This is a genomic window from Arthrobacter globiformis, from assembly GCF_030817195.1.
GTDB lineage: Bacteria > Actinomycetota > Actinomycetes > Actinomycetales > Micrococcaceae > Arthrobacter > Arthrobacter globiformis_D.
This window is the reverse complement of sequence record NZ_JAUSYZ010000001.1, coordinates 2,590,810-2,613,253: the sequence shown is the minus strand read 5'-3', so window position 1 is coordinate 2,613,253 and position 22,444 is coordinate 2,590,810. Positions and strand designations below refer to the sequence as shown.

At 63.5% G+C, this 22,444-nt stretch carries 17 protein-coding genes; 4 read left to right on the top strand and 13 right to left on the bottom strand.

Annotation, left to right across the window (positions count from 1 at the left end; genetic code table 11):
* Positions 1 to 43 precede the first annotated feature (43 nt).
* Positions 44 to 799 (top strand): LD-carboxypeptidase, encoded by a 756-nt coding sequence (locus QF036_RS11795; RefSeq protein ID WP_307102008.1) that lies wholly within the window; start codon positions 44 to 46, stop codon positions 797 to 799.
* Positions 741 to 1,073 (top strand): hypothetical protein, encoded by a 333-nt coding sequence (locus tag QF036_RS11790; RefSeq protein ID WP_307102006.1) that lies wholly within the window; start codon positions 741 to 743, stop codon positions 1,071 to 1,073. Before QF036_RS11795 ends, QF036_RS11790 begins: the two co-directional genes overlap by 59 nt.
* A 986-nt stretch (positions 1,074 to 2,059) precedes the next feature.
* Here the strand turns inward: QF036_RS11790 and QF036_RS11785 are convergent.
* The 6 genes from QF036_RS11785 to sbnA all read right to left on the bottom strand — a co-directional run bounded on the left by QF036_RS11785 (position 2,060) and on the right by sbnA (position 12,276).
* Positions 2,060 to 3,265 carry a LuxE/PaaK family acyltransferase gene (locus QF036_RS11785; RefSeq protein WP_307102004.1) on the bottom strand — a complete coding sequence of 402 codons (1,206 nt, stop codon included), beginning with the start codon at positions 3,263 to 3,265 and terminating at the stop codon, positions 2,060 to 2,062.
* Positions 3,266 to 3,317: 52 nt separating this feature from the next.
* Positions 3,318 to 4,385 (bottom strand): 2,3-diaminopropionate biosynthesis protein SbnB, encoded by a 1,068-nt coding sequence (sbnB, locus tag QF036_RS11780; protein ID WP_307102003.1) that lies wholly within the window; start codon positions 4,383 to 4,385, stop codon positions 3,318 to 3,320.
* Positions 4,382 to 5,389 (bottom strand): TauD/TfdA family dioxygenase, encoded by a 1,008-nt coding sequence (locus QF036_RS11775; RefSeq protein WP_307102001.1) that lies wholly within the window; start codon positions 5,387 to 5,389, stop codon positions 4,382 to 4,384. Before QF036_RS11775 ends, sbnB begins: the two co-directional genes overlap by 4 nt.
* The gene (locus QF036_RS11770; protein WP_307101999.1) at positions 5,389 to 7,989 is read right to left on the bottom strand and encodes a non-ribosomal peptide synthetase; all 2,601 of its coding nucleotides are present in this window, start codon (positions 7,987 to 7,989) and stop codon (positions 5,389 to 5,391) included. Before QF036_RS11770 ends, QF036_RS11775 begins: the two co-directional genes overlap by 1 nt.
* A gap of 67 nt (positions 7,990 to 8,056) precedes the next feature.
* Positions 8,057 to 11,179 (bottom strand): Pls/PosA family non-ribosomal peptide synthetase, encoded by a 3,123-nt coding sequence (locus tag QF036_RS11765; protein WP_307101997.1) that lies wholly within the window; start codon positions 11,177 to 11,179, stop codon positions 8,057 to 8,059.
* 2 nt (positions 11,180 to 11,181) lie between these two features.
* The gene (sbnA, locus tag QF036_RS11760; protein ID WP_307101994.1) at positions 11,182 to 12,276 is read right to left on the bottom strand and encodes a 2,3-diaminopropionate biosynthesis protein SbnA; all 1,095 of its coding nucleotides are present in this window, start codon (positions 12,274 to 12,276) and stop codon (positions 11,182 to 11,184) included.
* Positions 12,277 to 13,276: 1,000 nt separating this feature from the next.
* Here sbnA and QF036_RS11755 point away from each other — a divergent pair.
* A complete protein-coding gene (locus QF036_RS11755) occupies positions 13,277 to 13,831 on the top strand; it encodes a glycoside hydrolase family 15 protein (protein WP_307101992.1) in 555 nt (184 codons plus the stop codon).
* A 409-nt stretch (positions 13,832 to 14,240) separates the two neighbouring features.
* Here QF036_RS11755 and QF036_RS11750 read toward each other — a convergent pair whose 3' ends face one another.
* The gene (locus QF036_RS11750) at positions 14,241 to 14,630 is read right to left on the bottom strand and encodes a hypothetical protein (protein ID WP_307101990.1); all 390 of its coding nucleotides are present in this window, start codon (positions 14,628 to 14,630) and stop codon (positions 14,241 to 14,243) included.
* 16 nt (positions 14,631 to 14,646) lie between these two features.
* Positions 14,647 to 15,813 (bottom strand): patatin-like phospholipase family protein, encoded by a 1,167-nt coding sequence (locus QF036_RS11745; RefSeq protein ID WP_307101987.1) that lies wholly within the window; start codon positions 15,811 to 15,813, stop codon positions 14,647 to 14,649.
* Between the two features lie 629 nt (positions 15,814 to 16,442).
* On the opposite strand from QF036_RS11745, the gene QF036_RS11740 reads away from it, so the two are divergent.
* On the top strand, positions 16,443 to 16,859 hold the full coding sequence (locus QF036_RS11740) for a hypothetical protein (RefSeq protein ID WP_307101985.1): 417 nt from the start codon (positions 16,443 to 16,445) through the stop codon (positions 16,857 to 16,859).
* 45 nt (positions 16,860 to 16,904) lie between these two features.
* Here the strand turns inward: QF036_RS11740 and QF036_RS11735 are convergent, their stop codons facing one another.
* The 5 genes from QF036_RS11735 to QF036_RS11715 form a co-directional block, all read right to left on the bottom strand.
* Positions 16,905 to 17,576 (bottom strand): response regulator transcription factor, encoded by a 672-nt coding sequence (locus QF036_RS11735; RefSeq protein ID WP_307101984.1) that lies wholly within the window; start codon positions 17,574 to 17,576, stop codon positions 16,905 to 16,907.
* The gene (locus QF036_RS11730; protein ID WP_307101982.1) at positions 17,573 to 19,411 is read right to left on the bottom strand and encodes a sensor histidine kinase; all 1,839 of its coding nucleotides are present in this window, start codon (positions 19,409 to 19,411) and stop codon (positions 17,573 to 17,575) included. Before QF036_RS11730 ends, QF036_RS11735 begins: the two co-directional genes overlap by 4 nt.
* A 298-nt stretch (positions 19,412 to 19,709) precedes the next feature.
* Positions 19,710 to 20,102 (bottom strand): hypothetical protein, encoded by a 393-nt coding sequence (locus QF036_RS11725; protein WP_307101980.1) that lies wholly within the window; start codon positions 20,100 to 20,102, stop codon positions 19,710 to 19,712.
* Between the two features lie 1,032 nt (positions 20,103 to 21,134).
* Positions 21,135 to 21,470 (bottom strand): hypothetical protein, encoded by a 336-nt coding sequence (locus QF036_RS11720; protein ID WP_307101979.1) that lies wholly within the window; start codon positions 21,468 to 21,470, stop codon positions 21,135 to 21,137.
* 443 nt (positions 21,471 to 21,913) lie between these two features.
* Positions 21,914 to 22,408 carry a hypothetical protein gene (locus QF036_RS11715; RefSeq protein WP_307101977.1) on the bottom strand — a complete coding sequence of 165 codons (495 nt, stop codon included), beginning with the start codon at positions 22,406 to 22,408 and terminating at the stop codon, positions 21,914 to 21,916.
* Between the last annotated feature and the right edge of the window lie 36 nt (positions 22,409 to 22,444).

Genomic DNA, 22,444 nt, shown 5'->3' with positions numbered 1-22,444 from the left:
CGCGGCCTTCGTGCCCCTTCCTAAGCTTGCGCCGGGTGATCGAGTGGCTGTTCTGTCCCCGTCATTTGCAGCGCCCGGGTTCGCGCCGGCGATTCACGAGCGGGCCATGCAGCGGCTCTTCTCCGTGACGGGACTCGTGCCCGTGGAGTATGCGACGACCCGCACCCTGGGAGCTTCGGCTGAAGAACGCGCCGCCGACGTAAACGCTGCGTTCGCTGACCCCAGCATCCGAGCCATCTTCACAACCGTGGGCGGCGACGACCAGATTACTGTCGTGGCTCACCTCAATGCTGAACTCGCCCTCTCGGACCCGAAGCCATTCTTCGGCTATAGCGACAACACCAATATTCTCAACTGGTTATGGTCTCTGAGCATCCCAGGATATTACGGCGGGTCAACTCAAGTGCACATCGGGCCGGGCCCCCATATGGACGAGGTTCACCTGACCTCACTACGCGCTGCCCTCTTCGAAGATACCCGTCTGAATATTTTCGACCCAGGTGAGTCAGAAGATTTTGGACCGGACTGGCGTTCGCCCAGCGCTCTGACGGATTTCGGTTCGCGTGAGCGCAGTGAGCCTTGGCTGTGGGCGGGACCAAGGCGTATAGCAGAAGGCGGCACTTGGGGCGGGTGCTTCGAGATCATAGACCAGCTTGCGCTTGCGAACCGGCTGCCGCCGCTCGAGCGCCTTCAGGGCAAAATCCTCCTTCTCGAAGCAAAGCGAAGAGATTCCCCCGGCAGTGCAGATCAGGAGGTGGGTACGAGGTCTCGGGGAAAGGGGTGTCCTCGCTGCTGTTGACGGAGTCATAGTCGCGCGACCTCCAGTGAGCAACCATGGGGTTGTGCCGCCTCCGCACGATCGCGAACAGCTCCGGACGAGTCATTACGAGGCAGTAATTGGTGAGATTGCGCGCTACAACGATGATGCCGTCGTCTGCCTCGGGGTCCCTTTCGGGCACACTCGTCCTCAGTGGATCTTGCCCTATGGCGGGGGTATTCGGCTAGACGGTCTTACGCAGGTGGTTACCGCCGACTACAACCGAGGTGCGCCGTCTAGCCGAACAATCGGTTGAAGTTGTTTAAGGCTCGCAGGGTGGCTCCCACTTCAGCAGTGGGCAGCGTCCCAGGTGGGGCGGAAGAGTCGGCCCCGCCACTTACTGCTCACGTCGCGTTCGACAAGGAACAAGTCGAGGGAATCAGGGCCCATCGGCCTCACGATCACGGTGCGGAGGCCCACAGACTCTGCAGAGAAGGAGCCGACATACGAAGCCCGTACCCCCTCCCCACCCCCCGCTGATTCCGTTTCCCCAGTCACATCCACAATTCCGAATATCGTTTTCAACTCCAGATGCGTGTCAGCCCTATTATGCCGTCCCTGATAGGGGGCGATGCTGTCGGGACGGCGCTCTTATCAGGCTATTTCGCCAGGAACCTCCGTGTGAGGGGGCGGTGTTTTGCCGAACAGCGGTTGTGGTAGACGGTTTTCGGGGGGAGTACCTTAAGAGTCTTAGGGTCAGGCTTGCCCGGTCGGAGGAGAACCGCTCTCCTGTGTCGGGATCGAGCCAGGGTGCTGGGTCCTGCGGGTCGCCGGTCAGCTCCAAGACCGGCAGGGGCTGGGTGGGCGGTTGCCCGTCGAAAGCGGGGAACAGGTCCGGCCGGGCGGCGGGGTCGTGGTAGGCCCGCCGCTTCCGTTCCGGGGTAATTTCGTACGGGCTGTGGCAGGTGTAGCCTGCCCAGTGAACAGGGTCAGGCCATGCGTCAGGGCCCGGCCGGGCATTTTGGCTTGTATTTGTGTGAGGATTTGGTTGGGTCGGGGGCGCTTGAGCTACCGGCTTTTGATCCTCAGACGGCGGGGCGGATTTGATGTATTCCACCCACTGCCCGTTGATTTCAACGTAGAGCAGGTTCTGCTCGCCGCCGAGAAAATAGACTGTGACGCCGGCCCGCATATTAGCGGCCGGATGCGTCTGCACTGCGGGCGGCGTGCTGCTGCCCGTCGTTACTTCATGCATCTGACTGACCATCGTCGGTACCGGTTCCTGCTGGGCGGTGGCTGTACTCAGGAACGGGCGGGTTCCGGCCATGGATGACGGCGCTTCCATGGGCCTGTCCCTTCCATCACCATGACAGGGCCCTGCGGTGCCGCCACCTCGGCCCCGGCGGTGGTGCCCGAACCGAGGTAGCGCTCGATGCTGACGGGGCAGTGGCCAAGACCGCCCTGCCCCCGGCGGCGGAAGTTGATGACCTGGCCGGTTCTGCCGCACCCGCAGGTGCCGGTCTCGATGTCGCCCATGTCGTCGGTGAGGAGGAAACCGGGGTAGCTGGTGCTGAGGGCGTCCAGTACGGCGATGGCGCCGGTCTCCCCCGGGGCGAGCTCCTTGCCGCTCTGGCCAGGGTCCCGGATGGAGATGTAGCACCACGGGGGAACGTGCTTGCGGTGCAGGTGGCATTCGACAGCGAGCATGTTCGACTCGATCATCCCGTACATGTCGCGCACGTTCACCGTGCGCACGCCGAGCAGGTCGTGGCACCGCTCCCGGAAGTCTTCGTCGGGGATGGCCTCGGCCGTGTGCCGCTTCCAGCCGCCCAGAGTGATGATCATGCTGTAGGGGTCCAGGGGCACCTTGATATTTTCGCGTTCAAGGAACCGGAGGAGTCGGCCGATGAGGAACGGCGGACTGATGATGTGGCGTGTCATATGGCCTTTCCACCGGCGCAGCTGTTCCAGGGCTTCCCTGGTGTCGAACGCCTCGTCGGCAACGAGGTATGCGTGGTGGTCGAAGACGCTGTTTAGGATGTTCAGGTCCTTGAGCAGTCCCATTTCCGAGGCTTCGGGGTCCGAGGGGTTCAGGAAAAGTCCCGCGCCCCCGGACAGGTTGAAGAACTCCCGGTAGGTCCTGATCAGGCCGATCAGCGCCAGGGTCAATGTCTCGCTGTTGCGGGGGGCGACGGACTGGGCACCGCGGGTTCCGCTGGAGCGGGTTTCGGTCTCGACGTCGGCCAGGGAGCAGGTGAGCAGCACCTGGGCGTCGGGACGCTTGAACATGCCGACTGGCAACAGTGGCAGGGATTGCAGGTCGTTGATGTCGTTGATCGCGGCGGGATCGACTCCCAACGCGTCACACTGGGCGCGGTAGAAGCCGTTTCCGGCCTGGTGGTAGATCGCGGCGTCCCTGAGGACGTCGGTGACCGACCGTGCCCAGTCCTCAGCGGACTGGACGTGCGCTTTGGAGACATTTCCCAGCATCTGCGGTAGGGAGAGCATTGTGTCACTCCTCATTGAGTGCGAATCGATGAATGCGGTTTGCGCCGCAGGGTTAGCCGTACCGACGCAACTCCGAAAAGAAATCCTCGACCACCCGGAGTTGGCCGCTGCGGGCAAGTTCGTCGTAGATGTACTTGCCCACTGCCAGGTCGAGCACGCCCAGGCCGAACGGGGAGAACACGATGGGGCGGTCATCCGCCAGCGAGACCTTGCCTTCCATGACGTCGGCCATGGTGCCGTCCACGAAGTCCCTGTTGCCGATCATCTGCTCCGCGAGGTGGGGCGACGTCCCGGCTTTCAGGCAGTGGTCGATGTCGTCGAGGATGTTGGTCGAGGCCAGCAGGATCTCAGGGGCCAGGTCGCGCAGGGACACGTGCAGCACCAGCGGGTTGTGGTCGAACCACGTCGTATCGTGCACGTGCGGCTGGCCCGCCACCGTGGCGAACACGACGAGGTCGCTGCTTTTGATCAGCTGCTCGGGGCCGTCGTGCACGGTCACCCGGGCTCCGGTGTCGCTGCGTTCAAGGTAGCCCTTGAAACCCTCCGCACTCTCGTCCGAGAGGTCGAACACCCCGATTTCGTCGAAGGACCAGTCGGTGGCCTTCAGGAAGGTGTGGATGTAACGGGCAATGAGGCCAACGCCGAAGAACCCGATCCTTCTTGGACGCCCGCGGCCCCGGCTGAGCCAGTCGGCTGCCGCGGCGGCCGATGCAGCCGTCCTGGAGGCGCTGATAATGGAGCCCTCCATGCAGGCGAAGGGGTAGCCCGTCACCCGGTTGTTGAGGATCAACACCGCTGATGCGCGCGGAAGCCCCGACGACACGTTGTTCGGGAAGCTGGAGACCCACTTGATGCCGTCAACCGCCACCTGTCCGCCGATCGAGGCCGGCAGTGCGATGATGCGCGAGGTGGGCCGGTCCGGGAAGCGCAGGAAGTAAGACGGGGGGTTCACCGAATCTCCGGCTGCATGCACGCGGTAGGTCTGCTCGACCAGCTCGATGACCTGCTTTTCCCGTCCCTGGAGCACCTGCTGCACCTGGGCCCCTGGAATGACCGCGAAGGGCGGAACTGTCTTCGGCTCTCCGGCCGCTGCGACTGGGGAAGTGGCTAGATCTGTCATCTTGAACCGTCCTGGGTGTGCGTATCGAGATCGAAAATGTTGCGCGGCTCCGCCATGCCGACAAGAATTTCCCGAGGTCCCTCGTAGGCCTCGCGGCTGTGCGCCATGCGGATGTTGTCGACCAGCATGAGGTCCCCTGCCTCCCAGGGGGTTCGAAGGGTGTGGGCCTCGTAGACCTCGTTCAGGAGGGCAATGATTTCCTCGCCGATCGGCTCGCCGTTGCCGAAGCGGGTGTTGAAGGGCAGCCCGTCGGGACCGTAGACGTCCACAAGGTACTCCCGCACCTCGGGCGCAATCGTCCATTCGCTCAGGAACGCCACCTGGTTGAACCAGCAGCGCTGGCCGGTCACCGGATGCCGGACCACGGCGGGGCGCCGTTGCCGGGTGCGCAGCTCCCCGTCGGGCTGCCACTCGAACTCGATCTCGTGCGCCCGGCAGTAGTTCTCGACGTCGGCGCGGTCGGAGACCCCGAACGCCTCCTCATAGGAGGCGCCGATGTCCTCGTTGTAGCTGCGGGCGAGCAGCCACCCCTCGTTTTCGAAACGCCGGACGATGTCCGCGGGTATGGCATCGAGCACCGCACGGGCGTCCGCCACGCCGGTCACCCCACCGACGCTGGGTGCCTGGAGACAGGCGAAGAGCATCAGTCCGGGGAACTCGAGCGCGTAGCTGAGCTCATGGTGCATGCACATTGGCTGGTTCGCGGGCCAAGTGAGGGATGAGTACACGCCGTCGAAGTAGGGCTGCCTGGTGGCGAACGCCTCCCGGTCCGGCATGAGGCCACCAGAAACCAGCCGTTGGAAGGCATCGGCCACTTCGGCTGGATCTCGGAGGCCCAGACCGCGGACCAGGACGGCGCCGTGCTCATCCACGGCCGCACGCAGCGCCTCACGGTTCTGTTCGGCCCACCGCACGGGGTCGTGGCCATCCTCGACGGTGAGCATCGGCGCCTGACCGGCTTGGAGTTCCACGTCGAACTGGATCCTGGGTGTAGGAGACGACATCAGAGGTCCTTTCGTTTCATGGGTAGCTGGTGGGAGTGGCCAACCGGTCCTCCCACCGGGGCCATCGAGTCGGGCTCCGCCGCGGATCCCGCCGCGCGTGGGGCGGGCGGAACGGCAGCGTCCGCCAGGGACGAGGCCTCAAGCAGGGTCGCCAGGTCCGCCAGGATGGGCGTCTGCATGATGTCCTTGATCGACACTGCGCGCTTGAGCAGGACGGCGAGCTTCACCGCGGACAGCGAAGTCCCGCCCAGCGCAAAGAACGAGTCCTGCCCACCGATCCGGCCCACCGGCAGGCCGAGCACCGTCGCCCATGCCTCGGCGAGCCGCTGCTCCGTCGCCGAGAGGGCTTCCCCGGCGATGCCGGCCTCGGGGACGACCTCCAGCGCCATGCGGGTCAAAGCCTTCCGGTCGATCTTTCCGTTGCCGGTCAGGGGCAGGCTCTCCTGCCACCTGTACGCCGACGGAACCATGTAGCCCGGTACGCGCGCGGCCATCTCGCTGCGGATTTCGTCAACCTCGAGCGGCAGATTGCCGGAGTAGAACGCAACGAGGAACTTGGACTGCCCGGCGCCCTCGCCTACGACGACGGCGCCGTCGCGGACGCCGGGAACCCGCAGCAGCGCGTTCTCGATGTCACCGATCTCGATGCGGAACCCGGAGATTTTGACTTGGTTGTCCCGCCTGCCCAGGTACTCCAGCTTGCCGTCCGGGGACCAGCGGCCGTAGTCCCCAGCCCGGTAGAGCCGCGCGCCGTCCACATAGGGATCGGTGGAGTAGGCCTGCGCAGTACGCTCCGGGTCGTTGATGTAGCCGCGGCCCACGCACACCCCGGAGAAGGCGATCTCACCCGGCGCTCCAAGCGGCACAAGCCGCTGCCGCTCGTCGAGGATGTGGATCCGGACGTTCGGGATTGGCGGGCCCAGTGGCACGGAGCCGCCCGCGGGCGCTGCACTCATCACTTCGTGGTTCGTGTCGTCGGAGGTCTCCGTCAGCCCGTAGGCGTTGACCAGCTTGACGTTCGGCATCACGTCGAACCAGCGGCGGACCAGCTCACGTTTTAAAGCCTCCCCTGTCGCCGAGACGCAGCGAAGATGCGGCAAGGCGCGAGGCTTGCCGCCCAGGTACGCCACCACGGCGTCCAGATACGACGGGACGACTTGGAAGACCGCCACCGCGCCCCGTTCCACCGTGTCGATGAACCGCTCGACGTCGAGGATGCGGTCCTGCCCGACGATGAGTGTGCGGCCGCCGACGAGCAGCGCCGAGACCAGTTGCCACAGCGAGATGTCGAAGCATTGGGGGGCGGTCTGGGCGACGACGTCCCCAGGGCGGATCCCCAGGTCCTCGATCTTGGCGTACAGGTGGTTCACCATCCCGTCGTGCTCGCACATCGCACCTTTCGGCTCGCCAGTGGACCCGGAGGTGAAATAGACGTAAGCCAGCTGATCGGGACGAATCTCCATGCCGAGGTCGTCGGCGGGGTGCCCCTCGGCCTCGATGTCCTCGAACAGAAGCTTCATCACTGCAGGCATTCCTTCCAGTGCCTCATCGAGCGTGGTGGTGCTGCCGCCTTCGGTGAGCACTACCCGGGCCCCGGCCCGCGTGAGCGTTCTGGCGATTCGGTCGGCCGGGAAGTGCGGCTCGATCGGCAGGTATGCGCCTCCGGCTTTGAGGATCCCGATCACAGCGGCCATCCACTCCAGATCCCGTTCGGCGACGACCGCCACGATGTCCTCCGCGCGCAGCCCGCGCGCGAGCAGGGCACGGGCGACCCGGTTGGCGCGGGCGTTCAGCTCCGAGTACGTCCACTCCCGCGCGTCCTGGACCGCCGCGATGCGCTCGGGATGCTGCCGGACGCACTCCTCGAACAGCTCGTGGAAGCGCCGCTGGGGCCGGGGCCGCTCGGGTCCGGCCAGCTGTTCCAGTTGCAGGCGCCGCTCCTCGGGACCGACGAGATCAACGTCGTCGGGGTCCGACTCGGGGTCGGCGACCAGATGGCGGACTGCGCTCAGGTGATAGCCGGCGATCCGGAGGGCTGCGTCCTCGTCGAGGACGTCGCGGCGGTAGCGCAGGCTCAACGCTTCGCCACCTGCGGCGCCACGGAGGGACACTCCCAGGACGAGGCCTTCCGCGAGCTCGGAATCCTCGTCATGGTCTGTGCTGAGTACCACCTCGTACGTCCCGGAAGCCTGCGGCCCCCCGGCTCGCTCGGCGTGGGCCTGGACCTGCCGGATGCGCGCCGAGGAGACCAGCGCATGCCATGAGCCTTGTCCCAGATTGAGTTCGCAGGGCCAGGTCCCCGACGCGTCCTGGCAGCCGGTCGTGACCTCTGTTTCGCCGGACAACGCCTGGAGCACCCTTGCATGAGCTGCCATCCAGATCGATGCAGGGGTCGCGTCCAACATGCGGGACAGTATCAGCACGGCCTGGCGCAGGTCCTCAGGCACAGCCACTTCGATCCGCCCCTGACCCGGCTGGCGCTCCTGCGTCCACCTGGGAATCACCGTCGGCGCTGCACCCGCGGGGGCGGTCCGGCCGTTGCCCGGGCCCGACGAGCGGTCGGCGGCGGTGCGGCAGGTCAGCGCAGAGGTGGTGGTCATGATACGGGCCTTTCCAGCGCGAGGGCGGACGAGGCGGCGGCCCGGCAGGTCAACGCAGAGATGATGGTCATGACACGGGCCTTTCCAGCGCGAGGGGGGACGTGGCGGCGGATCGGGCCTCTTCGGCCGGGTTGCCACCCCACACGCTTCCCCGGGGGAGGGTCGTCCCCTTCATCACGAAGGAGTCGGCGGCGACGACGGCACCGTCTTCGACGGTCACGCCGTAGTGGACAAGGCAGCCGACGCCGAGCGTGACGCCGTCCCCAAGGATGCTGTGGTCGGTCTTGAACATTCCGTCCTCCTGGGAATGGCACTGGACAGCGGAGCCGGCGTTCAGTGTGCAGCGGGAGCCGATCGTCACCAGGCTCCGCTCTGGGAACGCGCAGCCGTCGTCGAAGACCCGGGACCCGATCCGCACGCCGAGCAGACGCCAGACCAGCGGCTTGAACGGCGTCCCGTCGAGGATGGTCAGGTACCGGCTCTGGAGCTGCAGCTTCCAGTACCGCTCGTGCCACCAAAAGTAGGGGTTGTAGATGGAGCAGAGCTGGGGCTGAAGTCCCCGGGACCGCGTCACGATGTGCTCGATGCCGCTGGGGATAAGCAAGCCAACCACGAGCATCTCGACGACGAAGGCCGCGCTCAAGGCAAGGAAACCGAATTGGTCGGACAGCTCGACGGCAGCGAACATGACGATCATGGCCAGCGAGACGTTGAGCCACCGCACCAGCATGAGGAGGGCCATCGTGCGCAGGTTGTGCCTGTTCTTGGCCGAGAGGTCACGGCGGAAGCCCGCACGGGTCGCATGTTCCTCGGGCAGGGCGTCCCGCAGGACCGAGCGGGGGATTTCGAACGGCGGTGACCCGAGCAGGCCCACGTCATGCCGCACCGGTCCGTCGATGGGGACCGCCACCATCGTCGCGAGCAGGCAGTTGTCCCCGGTCCTGGCACCGGCCGGGTAGAAAACGCCGTTGCCAAGGAAGTTGTGGGCGCCGATCGTCGCCCGACTGACCTTGAATGACGTCGCCGAGTGGTCGGTGTTCATGAACGACACCGCGTCGGCGATCATCGTGCCGGTGCCGATCGACGAAAGGAAAGGGTTGTCGTGCTTGAACACTGTGCCCATGTTCGAGCCGGTCTGCTGGACTTGCCCCAGGTCGTACCCGATGGCCCCCAGGTAGTTCACGATGTACGAGCTGTCGCCGAACAACCCTGCAAGCATGGAATTGTTGGTCAACCTCGCCAGCGCCCGCGCCGCCGCGTCACGCAGTCCGAACAGCGGATACACCGTGTCGGGCTTCAGAGCGAGGTTGAGCAGCCGCGGCACGGTCGTTACGAGGACCAAGGCCATAACCGTTCCACCGAAGACGGTCAGGCCGGCGAGGCCAACGGCGTGGGCGTAGAAGGACCAGTCAGTGAACGCCAACGGCTGCGGCTCCAGAAGCGCCGCCACCCGCGGAAACGCCAGGACGACCAGGGCGATGGCTATGGTCAGCATGGCTCGGCCCAAGCCGAGCGCAGTCAAGAACTGGGTGAAGGCGAACCATCCCCGGCGCCAGGGCCGGTAGGGCGTGGCGTCAAACGTGCGGAAGTCCACATCCGTGCGCCTGCCCGGCGTACCGTGCCAGCGCTCGTCCACGGGCACCGACTGGCCAGAGTACAGGCTGGACCGGTGGCCCAACTGCGAGCCGTCTCCCATGGCCGTGTTAATGTCCAGGATGCTGCCCTCGCCGATGAGCACGTCACGGCCCAGCGTCACCGCACCGAACTGGATGACGCCGCCGTGGGCCCGGTAGCCGCTTGCGACGACGTCCTTGCGGATCACCGTCCCCTCCCCGATCGTGAGCAGGTCGGTGCAGACCGGCAGGCGCTTGGTCATGATCGTGACGTTGCGGCCCACCTTGGCACCCATGGCCCTCAGGTAGAAGGTTGTCAGCGGGGAGCCGTTCAGCAACACCAGCGGGGAGGTTCGCATCAGGGTCTTGACCAGCCAGAACCTGAAATAGGCAAGGCTCCAAATGCGGATCTCCTGTGGGCGGAAGCGCCCGATGATAATCCACTTTGCGGCCACCGGCAGGATACTCAGCAGCACGAACGTCGCCCCGGCGAAGGCGATCGACCGCAGGTAGATCTCCAACAGGCTCGTGCCGTGGCCCAACCAATTGTGGTTACCCGGCCCCGCTTCCGGGAATATCCACTGGTACCCCACGACCGCGAGCCAGCCAGCGAGGAGGCAGTAGCCGAGGTAGACGAGCACCTGCAGGGCGCCACAGGCGACGTACTCCCAAGTCCGGGCGTCCATGGGCGCCGGAGCCTCCGGCACTGAAGCCGCGACCGGCGAGGGCTCCTGATGCCGGTAGTGCTGGGAGGGGACCTGCAGGGCCGCGGCGAGGGCCGAGACGCTCGGGTTACCGTAAACGTCCTTCATCGACACCGCCGGCAGGTCCGGCTGCTTACGCAAGCGGGCGCAGAACTTCGCCATGACCAGCGAGTCCGCGCCCAGGTCCTGGAAGAAATCGGCGTCTACCGGGACCTGCTGGATGCCGAGTACGCCGGCGAGCACCTCGGCCAGCCGGTCCTGCACCTGCACCTGCGCCGTCGCCTGTTCCGCCGGTGCCAGGGCCGCGGCCAGCGCCGAGATGGTTGGGTTCTGGTAGACGTCCTTGATCGACACCGCTGGCAGGTCCGGCTGCTTACGCATCCGGGCGCAGAACTTCGCCATGACCAGCGAGTCCGCGCCCAGGTCCTGGAAGAAATCGGCGTCCACCGGCACGTGCTCAATACCGAGCACGCCGGCGAGCACCTCGGCCAGCCGGTCCTGCACCTGCACCGTCGCCGTCGCCTCTTCCGCCGGTGCCAGGGCCGCGGCCAGCGCCGAGATCGTGGGGTTCTGGTAGATGTCCTTGATCGACACCGCGGGCAGGTCCGGCTGCTTGCGCACCCGGGCGCAGAACTGCGCCATCACCAGCGAGTCGGCACCTAATTCGTAGAAGAAGTTGGCGTCCACGGGAACGTCGTCCTTCTTCACCACAGATGCGAGCAGTTCCGCCAGCCGGCGTTCCAGGACAATGTCCGCACCCGTGGCCGGCGCGGCCGGAGAGCCGTCCCCGGCCGGAGGCGCGGTTATCTCAGGAATGGGGGGATCGATGGTAGAGGTGGAATGCGGAGGGCTCTGCAGGTTATCGAGTCGCATTTTCACTTCAGGAAATTCCCTAGTGCGGCGGTGGCCACGTACGCGGCCACCGGTACGCGTGCCGGGCGCTGTGGCTCCAGCACCCGGTCGGACTGTCGGCCCGGGGCCTGTGTCAAATCGCCCGTGGCCTCTGCCAGTCCGGCGGTTGCCAGCGCTGCGGCCCCGAAATGATCGTGCACCCAGTCGGGGTTGTAGATGGTGTCCAGGTAGGGACGGCCCATGTCCGGGGAAATGGCCACCGCCGTCAGGTCCTGGGCATTGTGGTCCGCGAGCCAGGACATGGCGCCGTGGACCACGGTCCCGGTGGAGCCACCGAGCATGAAGCCGGCCGCCGCGAGGCGGTGGCAGGCGCGCACCGTGTCCAGTTCTTCGACCATCACCACGTCATCGATCAAGGACTCATCGAGCTGCGGCGGCCGCACGCTCATGCCCAGTCCCGGGATCAGGCGGGTGCCCGGCTGGCCGCCGAAAGAGACCGATCCTGCGGCGTCGACCGCGACAATCCGGACATCGGGCCGGTGCTCACGGAAGTACCGCGCGCAACCCATCAGGGTCCCCGTTGTCCCGGCTCCCACGAAGAGCACGTCCAGGTCGGGGAACTGATTGGAGATCTCGGGTGCAGTCCAACGGTAGTGCGCTCCCCAGTTGCCGGGATTGGTGTACTGGTTGAGCCAGATGTACCGCTCGTCGGACGCGCACAGATCCCGCACGTGGTTAAGCCGGGCTCCGAGGAAGCCGTCGACGGGATCCGGTTCGGTGACCAGGTCCACCTGTGCCCCGAGCGACTCCATGAGTTGCCGGGTTGCCGGGTTGCAGCGCGGATCGATCACGCACACGAAGCGGTATCCCTTGCTGGCGGCGATCATGCTGAGCGCGACGCCGAGGTTGCCTGAGGAGGACTCCACGAGGATGGAGCCGGGGCCGATCAGCCCCTCCCGCTCGGCGCGCTCAACCATCTCCCGTGCGGGCTTGAGCTTGATTGAGCCGGCGAAATTGAACCCCTCGATCTTCAGAAAGAGGCGGCAGCCCAGCACGCCTTCCAGGTCGACGAACAGGCTCTGCTCGTTGAACAGGTGCGGGTGTTTGATAATCGGCATGTTCTTCCTCGTTCCCCTGCCATGAGCCTGGCCAGGGTTGGGGATCTTCCTGCCAGCTTGTTTGTAAAAGGTGGTTGTGTGTGAAGGGTGGCGGACATCTGCGTCCGGACCAGCTTCACTTTTCAAGAAGTGCCGCGCAGAGCGAGACGAACGGAACAATGAGGCCTCCGGAATGGCCGTTGGTGGCCGACATCGCCGCTTGCGCGGCAGGGGCGGCCGCCATGGCGGAAAGCGCTCCGACACTTAGCGAGAGGCACCTGCAGCCATTTTGGTAATCAGTCGGCGAGGCTTGGCAGGGGAAGGTATTCCTGTTGCAGGAGTGCGATTCTGAAACACTGGAATTTCCAATCTTGAAAGGTGATATTCGACTTTGTCAGACCCGGCGCCCGTCATCTTGTGGCGATCTTTGTTGTGGGCCTTATGTGCCGAATCTGTCTTTGATCCGGTAAATCAATAGTGTGGTCTTGTTGTGGTTCGCGCTTCCGTGCTGGCACGGTTGGGGACTTGTATCTCTTAAGCAATCCCCTGTTGAGGCCGGGGGGTCATCGATTCTTGGCCTTGGGAGCAATCGGTTCAGGACGGGCCGCGGCGGAGGCTGCTGCCTCCTTGTTCGGTGTCTCCTGGTGGGTCCAGCGGATTCCGCGGCGCTGGCCCTGCCCGACGATGCCCTGGCATGCGGATGCTCGGCATTGATGAACACCAATAACGGTCAGTGCGGTTCTTCCGCGACCCGGCCCCGCTGGAAGCGGCACTACCTTGGTTCGCAGAATTCAAGGGCTTGAGGGTTGCGTTCTGATGCGCCAAGGACTGCAACTGCCGTTCGGGTACGGAAAGATTCCGCCCTGGGTCCATCGAATATACGACGACGACGGAGAGGTGCTGCTGGCCGTCGCCGGGCCCCAGACCGTCATGCTGAGGGCGGAAGTTCTCCCCCGCGCCGCCTCCGATTATTCGCCTGGGGACATTCACTGTGTAGGCTGGTCAGACCATTGATCTGCAGTTGCATGCCTTCTCCTCCCACGAGGTTCCGCCGGCGGTAGCCGACGTCGAACTCGCGCTGCAGACGACCGGCACCTCCTGGAGAAGATGGTCCAGCAACTACGTCTCGCAAGGTAACTACGACGAGGAAGTACAACGCTCGCTGCTCGTCTTGCGCGCGCTGACGCACGAGAGGACCGGGGGTATTGTGGCTGCCCCCACCACATCGCTGACCGAACAGTTCGGTGGCCAACGAAAGTGGGACTACCGCTATTGCTCGCTACGTGCGTTGGCCTTGGAAGCCAGGATGACCGATGGCTTCCATGGCCCAGTGGGGATCGGCAATCGGGCGGTCTACCAATACCAAGGCGACATTGTTGGTGAAGTCATGGTGGCCCTAGCGAAACTCCGCGAGCGTGGCGTGCATGAGGATCATTTCTCCTGGCCGCTCCAGACAAACATGCTTTGGTTCGTCGAAAACAACCTCAACCGTATGGACCACGGCATCTGGGAAATGCGCGGCAAAGGCAGAACCGCCCATCTACCGGCGGGAGCTGGCAGCCGGCCTGTCTCCTAGCGCATATCTGCTCAGCCAAGTCCACGTCGACGGTGCAAACCATGCCAGCACTCCTCGCCTTGGTCGTGGCGCAGGTTGTTCTGCGTGGTGGGCTGTTCGCACTATCCGGACGCGTCGGCTTGGAACAAGTGTCGTGGCTGCTGCCTGCGCGCTTTGGGTACGCCGCCACAGTCACGACCACAGGCCTCCAGAAGCCGCTGTAGCCGAAGCAGACCAGCTGTACGACCCAACGGCCCAGCAGTGGCTCATCGACGTTGCCTTTCTGAGGCTCCAGGCCGTGGCATTTCTCGCATTGGCGGCTTGGGCACTGCAGCGCTCAGCAATCCGGAATGCATGGAAATAAGTTGCAGCTGGCACGCCCGAGGCTTTTCTTTAGTCTTCTGCTGACCGGCTAACCAGCCGTGAAACCTCATTGGTCCGGTTCGTACCGTGAATTGAATCTTTCGGCGGTCATGGCGTAACCGTCGGTCCCGTCTTCGTTGTTAAACACGACGACGTCGCCCTTGTTGTAGCTGGTGCGGCCTTCCTTGGTGGCCACACTGCCCGCTTCACGCGCAAATTCGGCCCAAACGGGGGTGGATTTAACGTAGGCACCTCGGCGGATCTGGCGGTAGGTGGCAGCGAAGACGTCCGCGTCGACGGTGTGGATATCGCCGTCGTCGTCCACCAGCCAGTCACCAGGCTTGCAATGCTGCTCGCCGCCCCACTTGCGGTAGCTGAACCCATCTGTGTCCAGGCGCAAAGGAATTGCGACGACGTACTGGTCCGGTAGGCGTCTGTAGCGGCGGAGCTCGCTCATGAGTCGTCCCTTCCGTTTACGCCGGTGGCAGGTCAAAAACCGCATCAAAATCAGTGTCCCGCACATCCTGTGCAGCGGCCAGCCTGCCCAGCCGGTGCAGGACCTCCATATTGCCCGGGGCATCCATGGCGCTAAGAGCGCTGGTGTCCATCGTGGCAAGGGTTCCGTCCAGCCTCCGGACACTCTCCGGCCGCAGGTCCACGTTATAACGCAGATAACTCATCACTGGAGCACCGCTTAGCAGATCGCCCTCCAGCCCGCCCAGTTCCCGATCGATGATCCTTGCGGTTGGGCTGGCGGACATCCACTGGAGCATTGTTTCCTGCTGAACCGCGCAGTCCTGCAGCACAGATTTCAGCGCCCGCAGGGCGTGGCTTGCCGTCAGTTTGGCCTTACTGACGGCGGGATCGGCCGCACCTGTACCAACCGATACGAGCAGCAGCTTGTCTGAACCGGTCTCCCAGACCACTCGGTAACCTTCCAGAACGGCGTACATTAGCGCCTGAAGTGCAGGGTTGTTGAAAGGACTGACCCCACCATCGATGAAACTGCCAGTCACGGGGCTCACATTTCGTCCACCCGTGATGGAGATGGTTTCCGGTTCGAAATAGGACGGCGCGGCGGTGGAAGCCCGGACAACCTGCCAGAGGGGATAGTCTCCGTTTCCCATCCTGCCGTTGTCGGCAGCCACAAAGTACCTACCGTGGGGGTTGTTGGACACCGGCCAAGGGCTGCCGCTGTCCAAGCGTTTGATGACTATCAGCAGGCCGGTCAGCAGCTTGGGACCGCCCAAAGTCGTGTCCGCGCCGAAGACATCCTTCAACTCGGCAACCAGGGACTGCTCGTCGTACTTAGCCCGCAGAAGAATTTGACGGATGAGGCCTCGTTCAAACACTCGGCGCCCGAGACTGAAGTACTTGTCTGTGAGTTCGCCGACGGTCCAGCCCTGGGCAAGGGCTGCTGCTATGATCGCCCCAGTGGATGTGCCTGCAATCAAGTCAAAGTAGTGGCAGAGACGGAAGTCGTTGCCGCCGCCATGGCGTTCGCGTAGCAGGCCCTCGATCTTCCCCAAAATGCCGAGGCTCAAGATGCCCCTCAGCCCGCCGCCGTCGAGTGAAAGAATGCGCTTCGGCTTACCGTCACTGAGGAAGTGTTGGTCCCGAGTCAGTATTTGGTAGGGCATCTAACCCCTCTTCTCGTGTCGAGCTGAGTAACACCATGCTAGCTGTATTGACCACGGACATTAGTGACGCTCGGCGCGGTTCGGTGACATGAAGAAGACCTCCGGGTGGAGTGGGGCTTGTCTAGAGTCCAATTCGCAGTCCTCGCCCCGGCGGACTGCAACGCGTACCGAGCGGCGGATCATTGCCCTCCGCGTGAACCGCCGGTGGGTCCCGCCAGGCTTTCTGAAAAGACAAATGCTCCTGAACAGTGATTTGAATGGATCGTGGTGCAGGCCCGACCCCCAGGAGGGAGCGGCAGCAATTCGTTCTTGTCTCCGACCGGCACTACCAGAATCCGGCAGTACATTTCCTCATCGCGTCCGTGCTAGCACTGCCACCGCCGTTGGCAGGAATCAGCTCACATGGACGGGTTGATGGCCATCCTCTTGGTCCTCATCTAGCTACACCGGGCAATACCGGGAGAAACCGGCGGCGGATGGAACGAGACGTTCAATCTTTTTCCGGCCAAAATGCGTACTGGCACGGATGCTGACCCGTCCCGCCCGAAGGCAATATCCACATATCAAACGGCAAGGATTCACCGACAGGTTCCATTGCCAGGCCCCCAGCAGTCCGAAGGAGTACGTCAATGTTGTCCACAACACCTGCACCGGTCCGCGCGATCCATTTGGCGCTTTGCACGGCTGCGGAGGATCCCGCTATACCCTTGGACGGTGACTGGACCGCGGGACAGCTGCAGGCTCTGGCCGAGATGGACAAGCGCGTCCAGAGGCACCCGCAGCACATGCTCGCCCGGATGGCTCTGGCCAATCACGCGAACTCCCCGAGCCTCGAACGGATCAAGGCCAGCGTGGTGCGGTCGCTCGGAGGCGCCGCGGGCACGCATTACATCGTGGCCGCGCTACACCTGGCAAATCTGGCAATGGCGCTGCCCCATGCGCTGTCCCCAACCCAGCGGTCCCTCCTCCTGGCACCGCTGAAGGCGGCCGAGATGGCCCGGGAAGCGACCGACAACGTTTCAGCGGAAGTGGAGTTCGATGCCTGATGGCGGCGTTCCCACGCAGGAACCACGGCCCCGGCGGACTATTCGTCACCCCCGGCGAAGTCCGCCGCCCCGAAGGTACGTGAGAACGGCAAGCACGCGCCTGTGGTCCTCGGGTTCGGGCCTCAGGTCGAGTTTGAGGAAGATACTTCGGATATGAGCCTCTACCGTCCGCTCCCCCAGGAAAAGTGACTTTCCTATTGCCTGATTGGTACGCCCTTCGGCCATCAGTTCAAGGACGCTCCGCTCCCGGCTCGTAAGGTCATCCCCTGGAGTGTGACCTGCATGTGGGCGGGTCACGAGCCGTGACACAAGATCAGGGTCAATGGCCGTGCCTCCAGCAGAAACGCGCCGGAGTGCGTCAACGAATTCGTCAACATCAGACACGCGTTCCTTGAGCAGGTAACCCAGCCCTTTGGCTCCGTTCTTCAGGAGTGACATCGCGTTTTCCGTCTCCACGTACTGGGACAGCAGGAGAACGCCTGTCTTGGGGTACCTGCTTTTTATGGTCTCAGCGGCCTGGATGCCCTCAACCGTGTACGTGGGAGGCATGCGGATGTCCACAACCGCGACATCGGCACCGTATGTGTCAATCAGGTCCAACAATTTAGCTCCATCGGAAGCCTCTCCCACGACTTCCAGTCCCTCCGACTGCAGCAAGGCGGACAGTCCTCGGCGCAGCAAAGCCGAGTCATCAGCAATGGCAACACGCAGTGTCATGGCAGGTCACGCCCCGGGTCTGTGGAGAAAGGGAGGATGGCGCGTATCGTCGTACCACCACCATCAGGACTGTCGACTGACAAGGTTCCGCCGAGTGCCGCGGCCCGGTCGGCAATCCCCAGCAGTCCGCCGTCGGGGCCGGGCTGCGCACCACCAATGCCGTCGTCCACTATCTCCATTCGCAGCTCTCTTTCATTTGCGTCGATGCAGACACGCACCGAGGACGCCTCCGCATACTTAGTGGCATTGGTGACGGCTTCGACGCAGATGAAGTAGGCGGCCAACTCCACGTGAGCCGGCAGCCCGCTGCATGAGCGGACATCCAGCTCCACCGGCAATGCTGACCGCTCGGCCAGCGCGGTGATGGAGCCCGCCAAACCTCTTTCCCGTAACGACGGAGGATACACACCCCTGGCCAATTCGCGCAGTTCATTAAGAGCGTGCGAAAGCTCGACCCTTGCCTGCTCAACCAGGCTTCGTAACTCCTGCGGATCTGTCGCGCGTTTGGCTCGCGCGAGCTCCATTGACACGGCGACCAGTCGTTGCTGGGCGCCGTCATGAAGATCCCGTTCGAGCTGACGACGCCGAGAGTCTCCTGCCGTGACGATCCGCTCCCGGGACCGGCGGACCTCAACGAGCTGCTCCCTGAGCTGTTGTTCCATCTGCTGGTTTTCCAGTGCCAGGGAAGTTGCGCTACGCACAGCGGCAAGCAATTGCGGCTGGTCTTGGAGAGCGCCGTCAAAAACCAATGCCCCTACCGGTGTCCCATGACGCTCCAACACCATGGAGGCGCGCCCGTTTGAACCGTCCGGCAACGGCTGAGGGACTCCCGCGGTGTCGACAAAAGAGGCCTTGTCCGGTAACCAAAGGAGCAGTGTGAGGGTGGGATCATGAACGGATCGACGAAGCGCCGCCACCAGCCTGTCACTCATCGGGGCGGAGCCGACTTCGACCATCAGATCGCCCAACGTGCCCCGTGCAAACCGGTAGCGCCAGAGCCCGAACAGAACTGAGAGCGGCACAATTGCTGTTGCCGGATATTGCCAGAGCAGCGCCTCCATGGACAAAGACCCTGACAGCTGGATCACAGCCAGCGACACCCATACGGTGGCCGCCGTCTTTACGATGACCGCAAGCCAAAGCGGCAAGAATGACGACCTGTATGCTTTCGTCCCTCTGCGCCAGCGGCCGACGAGAACCACCACGATCGCAACTCCCACCGCGATCTGGAACGTGCGGATCGCATTACCAACTGTGGTCATCATCTCCGCGCTGTCCCATAGAAGCAGCAGGTTCCGGGAGGTAGACTCCCCCACCGCAACGTGCAATCGCGGGTCAAAGAACGCCCAGCCCAGAACGGAGGCCACCAGCCAGGAACCGAAGAAGAAACCGACCGCAGCTTTCTCGGCTCTGGTGCGCAGCACACCCAAGGGAAAGCTGAGCGCCAGATGCAGCAAAGGCGGCTGATACATGAGCGTGAGTGTCACCCCGAGCGTGAAAGCCAGCGGGTCACTGGAGCGACGTATACCCGCCGCCAGCCACAGCCAGCCCGCAGCGCACAACAGCACACCCGGGTTCCGCGTCGGCCGGCTCCGCCACGCGGTGATTCCGGCCACCACAAAAGCAAGCCCCACGCCTATAAACAACGTCAACTCAAGAGCTGAGAACGGTGCCCGGTTCGGGTTCTCGCCCCATCGGACCACGCCTTGGGCATTGAGGCCTATGGTTCGTGCGGGATCTTGAAGTGCCGTGGGCGACCAATCAACAGAAGCCAAGACAAGGACCAGGACGCCTGCGGTTACCCCCAACACACAAATGAGCTGGCGTGGAGTCATTGCACTTCCCCTCGAACCTGGCCTAGGGGCGGATGCATTATGGTGAAGACCAGATCCATGGCCTCAGCCAATCTCCCTGCTGAGATTCCCCTCAAAGAGGACCGCTAAGAGAAGACTTATTGCTAGTTGAGATAACGGAGGGAGCAGGCCGACTCCGTATTTTTCGCGGGTACTTTTCCTGAGCCCGGTTTCCAGAGACATAACATGGCCAACGTAGTCGGCGGTGACTCAGTTGTACCATCGGGTGCCAGGCTCTGCAATACACCTACTCACGGGTCCCGCGGTTTTCTAGTAGGTACTACGCGTCCTCGGAATCCAGATCGAGGACGGGAATATTCCAGCAGACCCAGATCCTCCAGAGCCGCCCCGTCCTCGTGGGTGTTGGCAACGCAGCGGACAAATGCGGGCGGTGACCGGAAATGTGTCCGCCGTCAGGATTCCGCTGCTCGGCGAAGCCTTCGATTTGGCTTAGAGGCAGGTACTTCAAGGCATCGACGGCGGCCCTTTCTCCCGGCGGCGCCTCTGTCAAGCCGACCAGCAAGGTGTCCCTCCGCGGAGGACCATCCGTTAATGCTGCCAGCAGGATCGAGGCCACCGTCGCGGCAACGAGAACTTCCCATGGCTCTTCAGGGTCATAGCCGAGCACGGAGGCTGTGAGGAACCAGTCAACGAAGAACACAAGCTCCTCCATCCGGTTCAATGTGCCGCCGGCCTGCAATACGGCGGAGGCCAGCGACCCGCCCCTTTCATTGAGCCCGTATTGACGAGTTGAGTGCTGGCCCGCGCCTCCCACACCTGTGCCAGAAGCGGCACTTCATACATGCTGCGGACCGTCGGCACAGGTACTTCGGAACCGCCGCTTCCGGCGTCCGCAGCTCCGGCAAGCTTGGGACCGTCCCGGACCGTGAGCCCAAGCACGCCGCTGCGGCTTCGATGTTCATTGTCCGGAGTGCACCGGTTCCGGTCACCGGCTTGCCGTCGCCGAACCACTGGAGCAGGGCCGTGGTTGGCTCAGTTCTCGACCGTCACCGACACCGACCATGAAAAAGCAGAACTGACACCAAAAGCCGAGCAGGAGGAACCTGGTGAATAACCAGCGACGAGCACAAGGGAATCTGCCCCGGATTGTTATCAGGCGAATGCGCTCCACCGGCCCCCATGAAGAAGGTGAACAGCCACAAAAGCCGAGCAGGAGGAACCTGGTGAACACCCAACGATGCAGTAAAGAAACTTGCACTGAATCTTCCCCAAGTCATGTTGAGCAGGCCGAACGTCGATGAACAGGTAACGAACAACAAAGGGTCGATCAGCGAAGCAAGCAACGAGGCACCGGCAACCAATGAAAAAGGCCCCCGAAGTGGCCCTTCACACCACAATTGCCCACACTCAGGGGCAAAAAGCCCGTGAACAGGGAAAACATGTGCCCGAGGTGGGACTCGAACCGGGCGCCAACCCTTGAAAACCCGCCACTCCCCCAAAACATCCCCAGTCCGGCCCGGGCCGATGATGCCGATGCAACCGAGTCCGAAGCCCGGGTGTGACAATGTGCGCACCCACTTTTTTGACTACTTTGGTGCTCTCGCCAGAAGAGTGCGTTAGCGTTTGAGCCGCGGCAAGTCCTGCATGACGGGCCCGGCCTTCGCCGCCCGGCTTCAGGTAGAGTATCTCGAGGCCGACGGCATGTACCGCCGCGGCGATACCGACCGCGCAGAGGGGATCCAGTTCAGTGGCTCCGGCTCATCGAACGCCTCGGCGAAGACGGCAGCCGGTCGGCCAGGATGTCCTGCTCGCGTCCGAGTTCAACGCCAGACGCCTGCGTACGGCGCAGATCTAGAATCCACGGCGGCTTGTCTAGCCCCCGGGCTTGCGCCGCTTTTACAGCAGGAACCCAGTATTGATGCCAGTAAAGCTTGTGAATGATCCGTTTACCCTCGGGCGTTGTGAACAGCATGTCTTTCCCCGTACGGCTGGCAACTAGGGGAACAAGAATTTTTACCAACTGCGGGTTGAGCGAGATTGTTCTCTTCCCGGCCCAGTCTTTGTAGCGCCGATATGGCACTCCGAATCTTTCCCGCGCTTCCAGGCCTCGGTGGTCCGGATGTCGGCTTGGACATGAGGTCGACGTTGGCCACGGTTGCCGCAGTTGCCTCGCCGAAGCGAGTTCCAGTCATGACCAGGAACTCATTGAAAGCCTCGTACCTCTGCCCCATGCCCTCGAGGATGAGCCCGAACTCCGCGTGCGTCAGGAAGCGGGCTTCATCCTCTGCTTTCTCTCTGCATGGTAGCTGAACCCATGGCCGCGAAGATCAAACCATGGTTGTTCTTGATGATTTGTCGGTGATCTCCTGGACGGTGTTTACGACGTCGAATGGTTGAACCTTCCGACGGGTGGTCCTGTCGAAGCCAAGTTTCGCACCCACGTTAAAGAGGCCCAAGGCCCGGGTGAGGTTTCCGGACCTTGGGCGTTTGAGGAGCTGTGGCAGCGGCTCTACAGGATGGACGTCAGTTCGACATTGAGGTGACGGGGCTGTAGTACCAGCCGGTGTACGGGGACCACACGCCGTTGCTGCCTTCCCGGTAGGAAACCTGCTGGTACACCTCCTCGTTGCCGACCTCGCCGTCCACCAGGGTGCGGACGTTATGGATGGTCACCGTGCCGCTGTACTGGTTCAGGTGCCGGCTGAAGTAGGTCGTTCCGAGGTGGTCATCACCGTTGGGCCAGTCGTCTTCCTCCCAGCGCTGCTGGGTGATGTTGACGTAGCGGTCACTGTTGCAGTAAACACGGATCTGGTAGTCCAGCAGCTTCACGCCCGAGGAGCTAAACCCGGCGAACACCGGCTTCAGCGGGGTGACCGAGCAGGCATAACTGGTGCCGGCCGCCTGCGCCGGGGCGGCCAGAGCGAACGGTGCCGCGACCATGCCCAACCCGAGCGCGGCAATCGTGGCCAGCTTGCGGGCGGAAGGGCGGGACTTCTGGGTAAGGGATGCGTTGAACAAAGGGGTACTCCTGGGTCAAAGGTGCGGTTTGGGGAT

Coding starts and splice junctions, on each gene's coding strand:
- QF036_RS11785 (WP_307102004.1), bottom strand. CDS start 3,265: ATGCTCTCCCTACCGCAGATGCTGGGAAATGTCTCCAAAGCGCACGTC.
- sbnB (WP_307102003.1), bottom strand. CDS start 4,385: ATGACAGATCTAGCCACTTCCCCAGTCGCAGCGGCCGGAGAGCCGAAG.
- QF036_RS11775 (WP_307102001.1), bottom strand. CDS start 5,389: ATGTCGTCTCCTACACCCAGGATCCAGTTCGACGTGGAACTCCAAGCC.
- QF036_RS11770 (WP_307101999.1), bottom strand. CDS start 7,989: ATGACCACCACCTCTGCGCTGACCTGCCGCACCGCCGCCGACCGCTCG.
- QF036_RS11765 (WP_307101997.1), bottom strand. CDS start 11,179: ATGCGACTCGATAACCTGCAGAGCCCTCCGCATTCCACCTCTACCATC.
- sbnA (WP_307101994.1), bottom strand. CDS start 12,276: ATGCCGATTATCAAACACCCGCACCTGTTCAACGAGCAGAGCCTGTTC.
- QF036_RS11750 (WP_307101990.1), bottom strand. CDS start 14,630: ATGAGCGAGCTCCGCCGCTACAGACGCCTACCGGACCAGTACGTCGTC.
- QF036_RS11745 (WP_307101987.1), bottom strand. CDS start 15,813: ATGCCCTACCAAATACTGACTCGGGACCAACACTTCCTCAGTGACGGT.
- QF036_RS11740 (WP_307101985.1), top strand. CDS start 16,443: ATGTTGTCCACAACACCTGCACCGGTCCGCGCGATCCATTTGGCGCTT.
- QF036_RS11735 (WP_307101984.1), bottom strand. CDS start 17,576: ATGACACTGCGTGTTGCCATTGCTGATGACTCGGCTTTGCTGCGCCGA.
- QF036_RS11730 (WP_307101982.1), bottom strand. CDS start 19,411: ATGACTCCACGCCAGCTCATTTGTGTGTTGGGGGTAACCGCAGGCGTC.
- QF036_RS11725 (WP_307101980.1), bottom strand. CDS start 20,102: ATGGAGGAGCTTGTGTTCTTCGTTGACTGGTTCCTCACAGCCTCCGTG.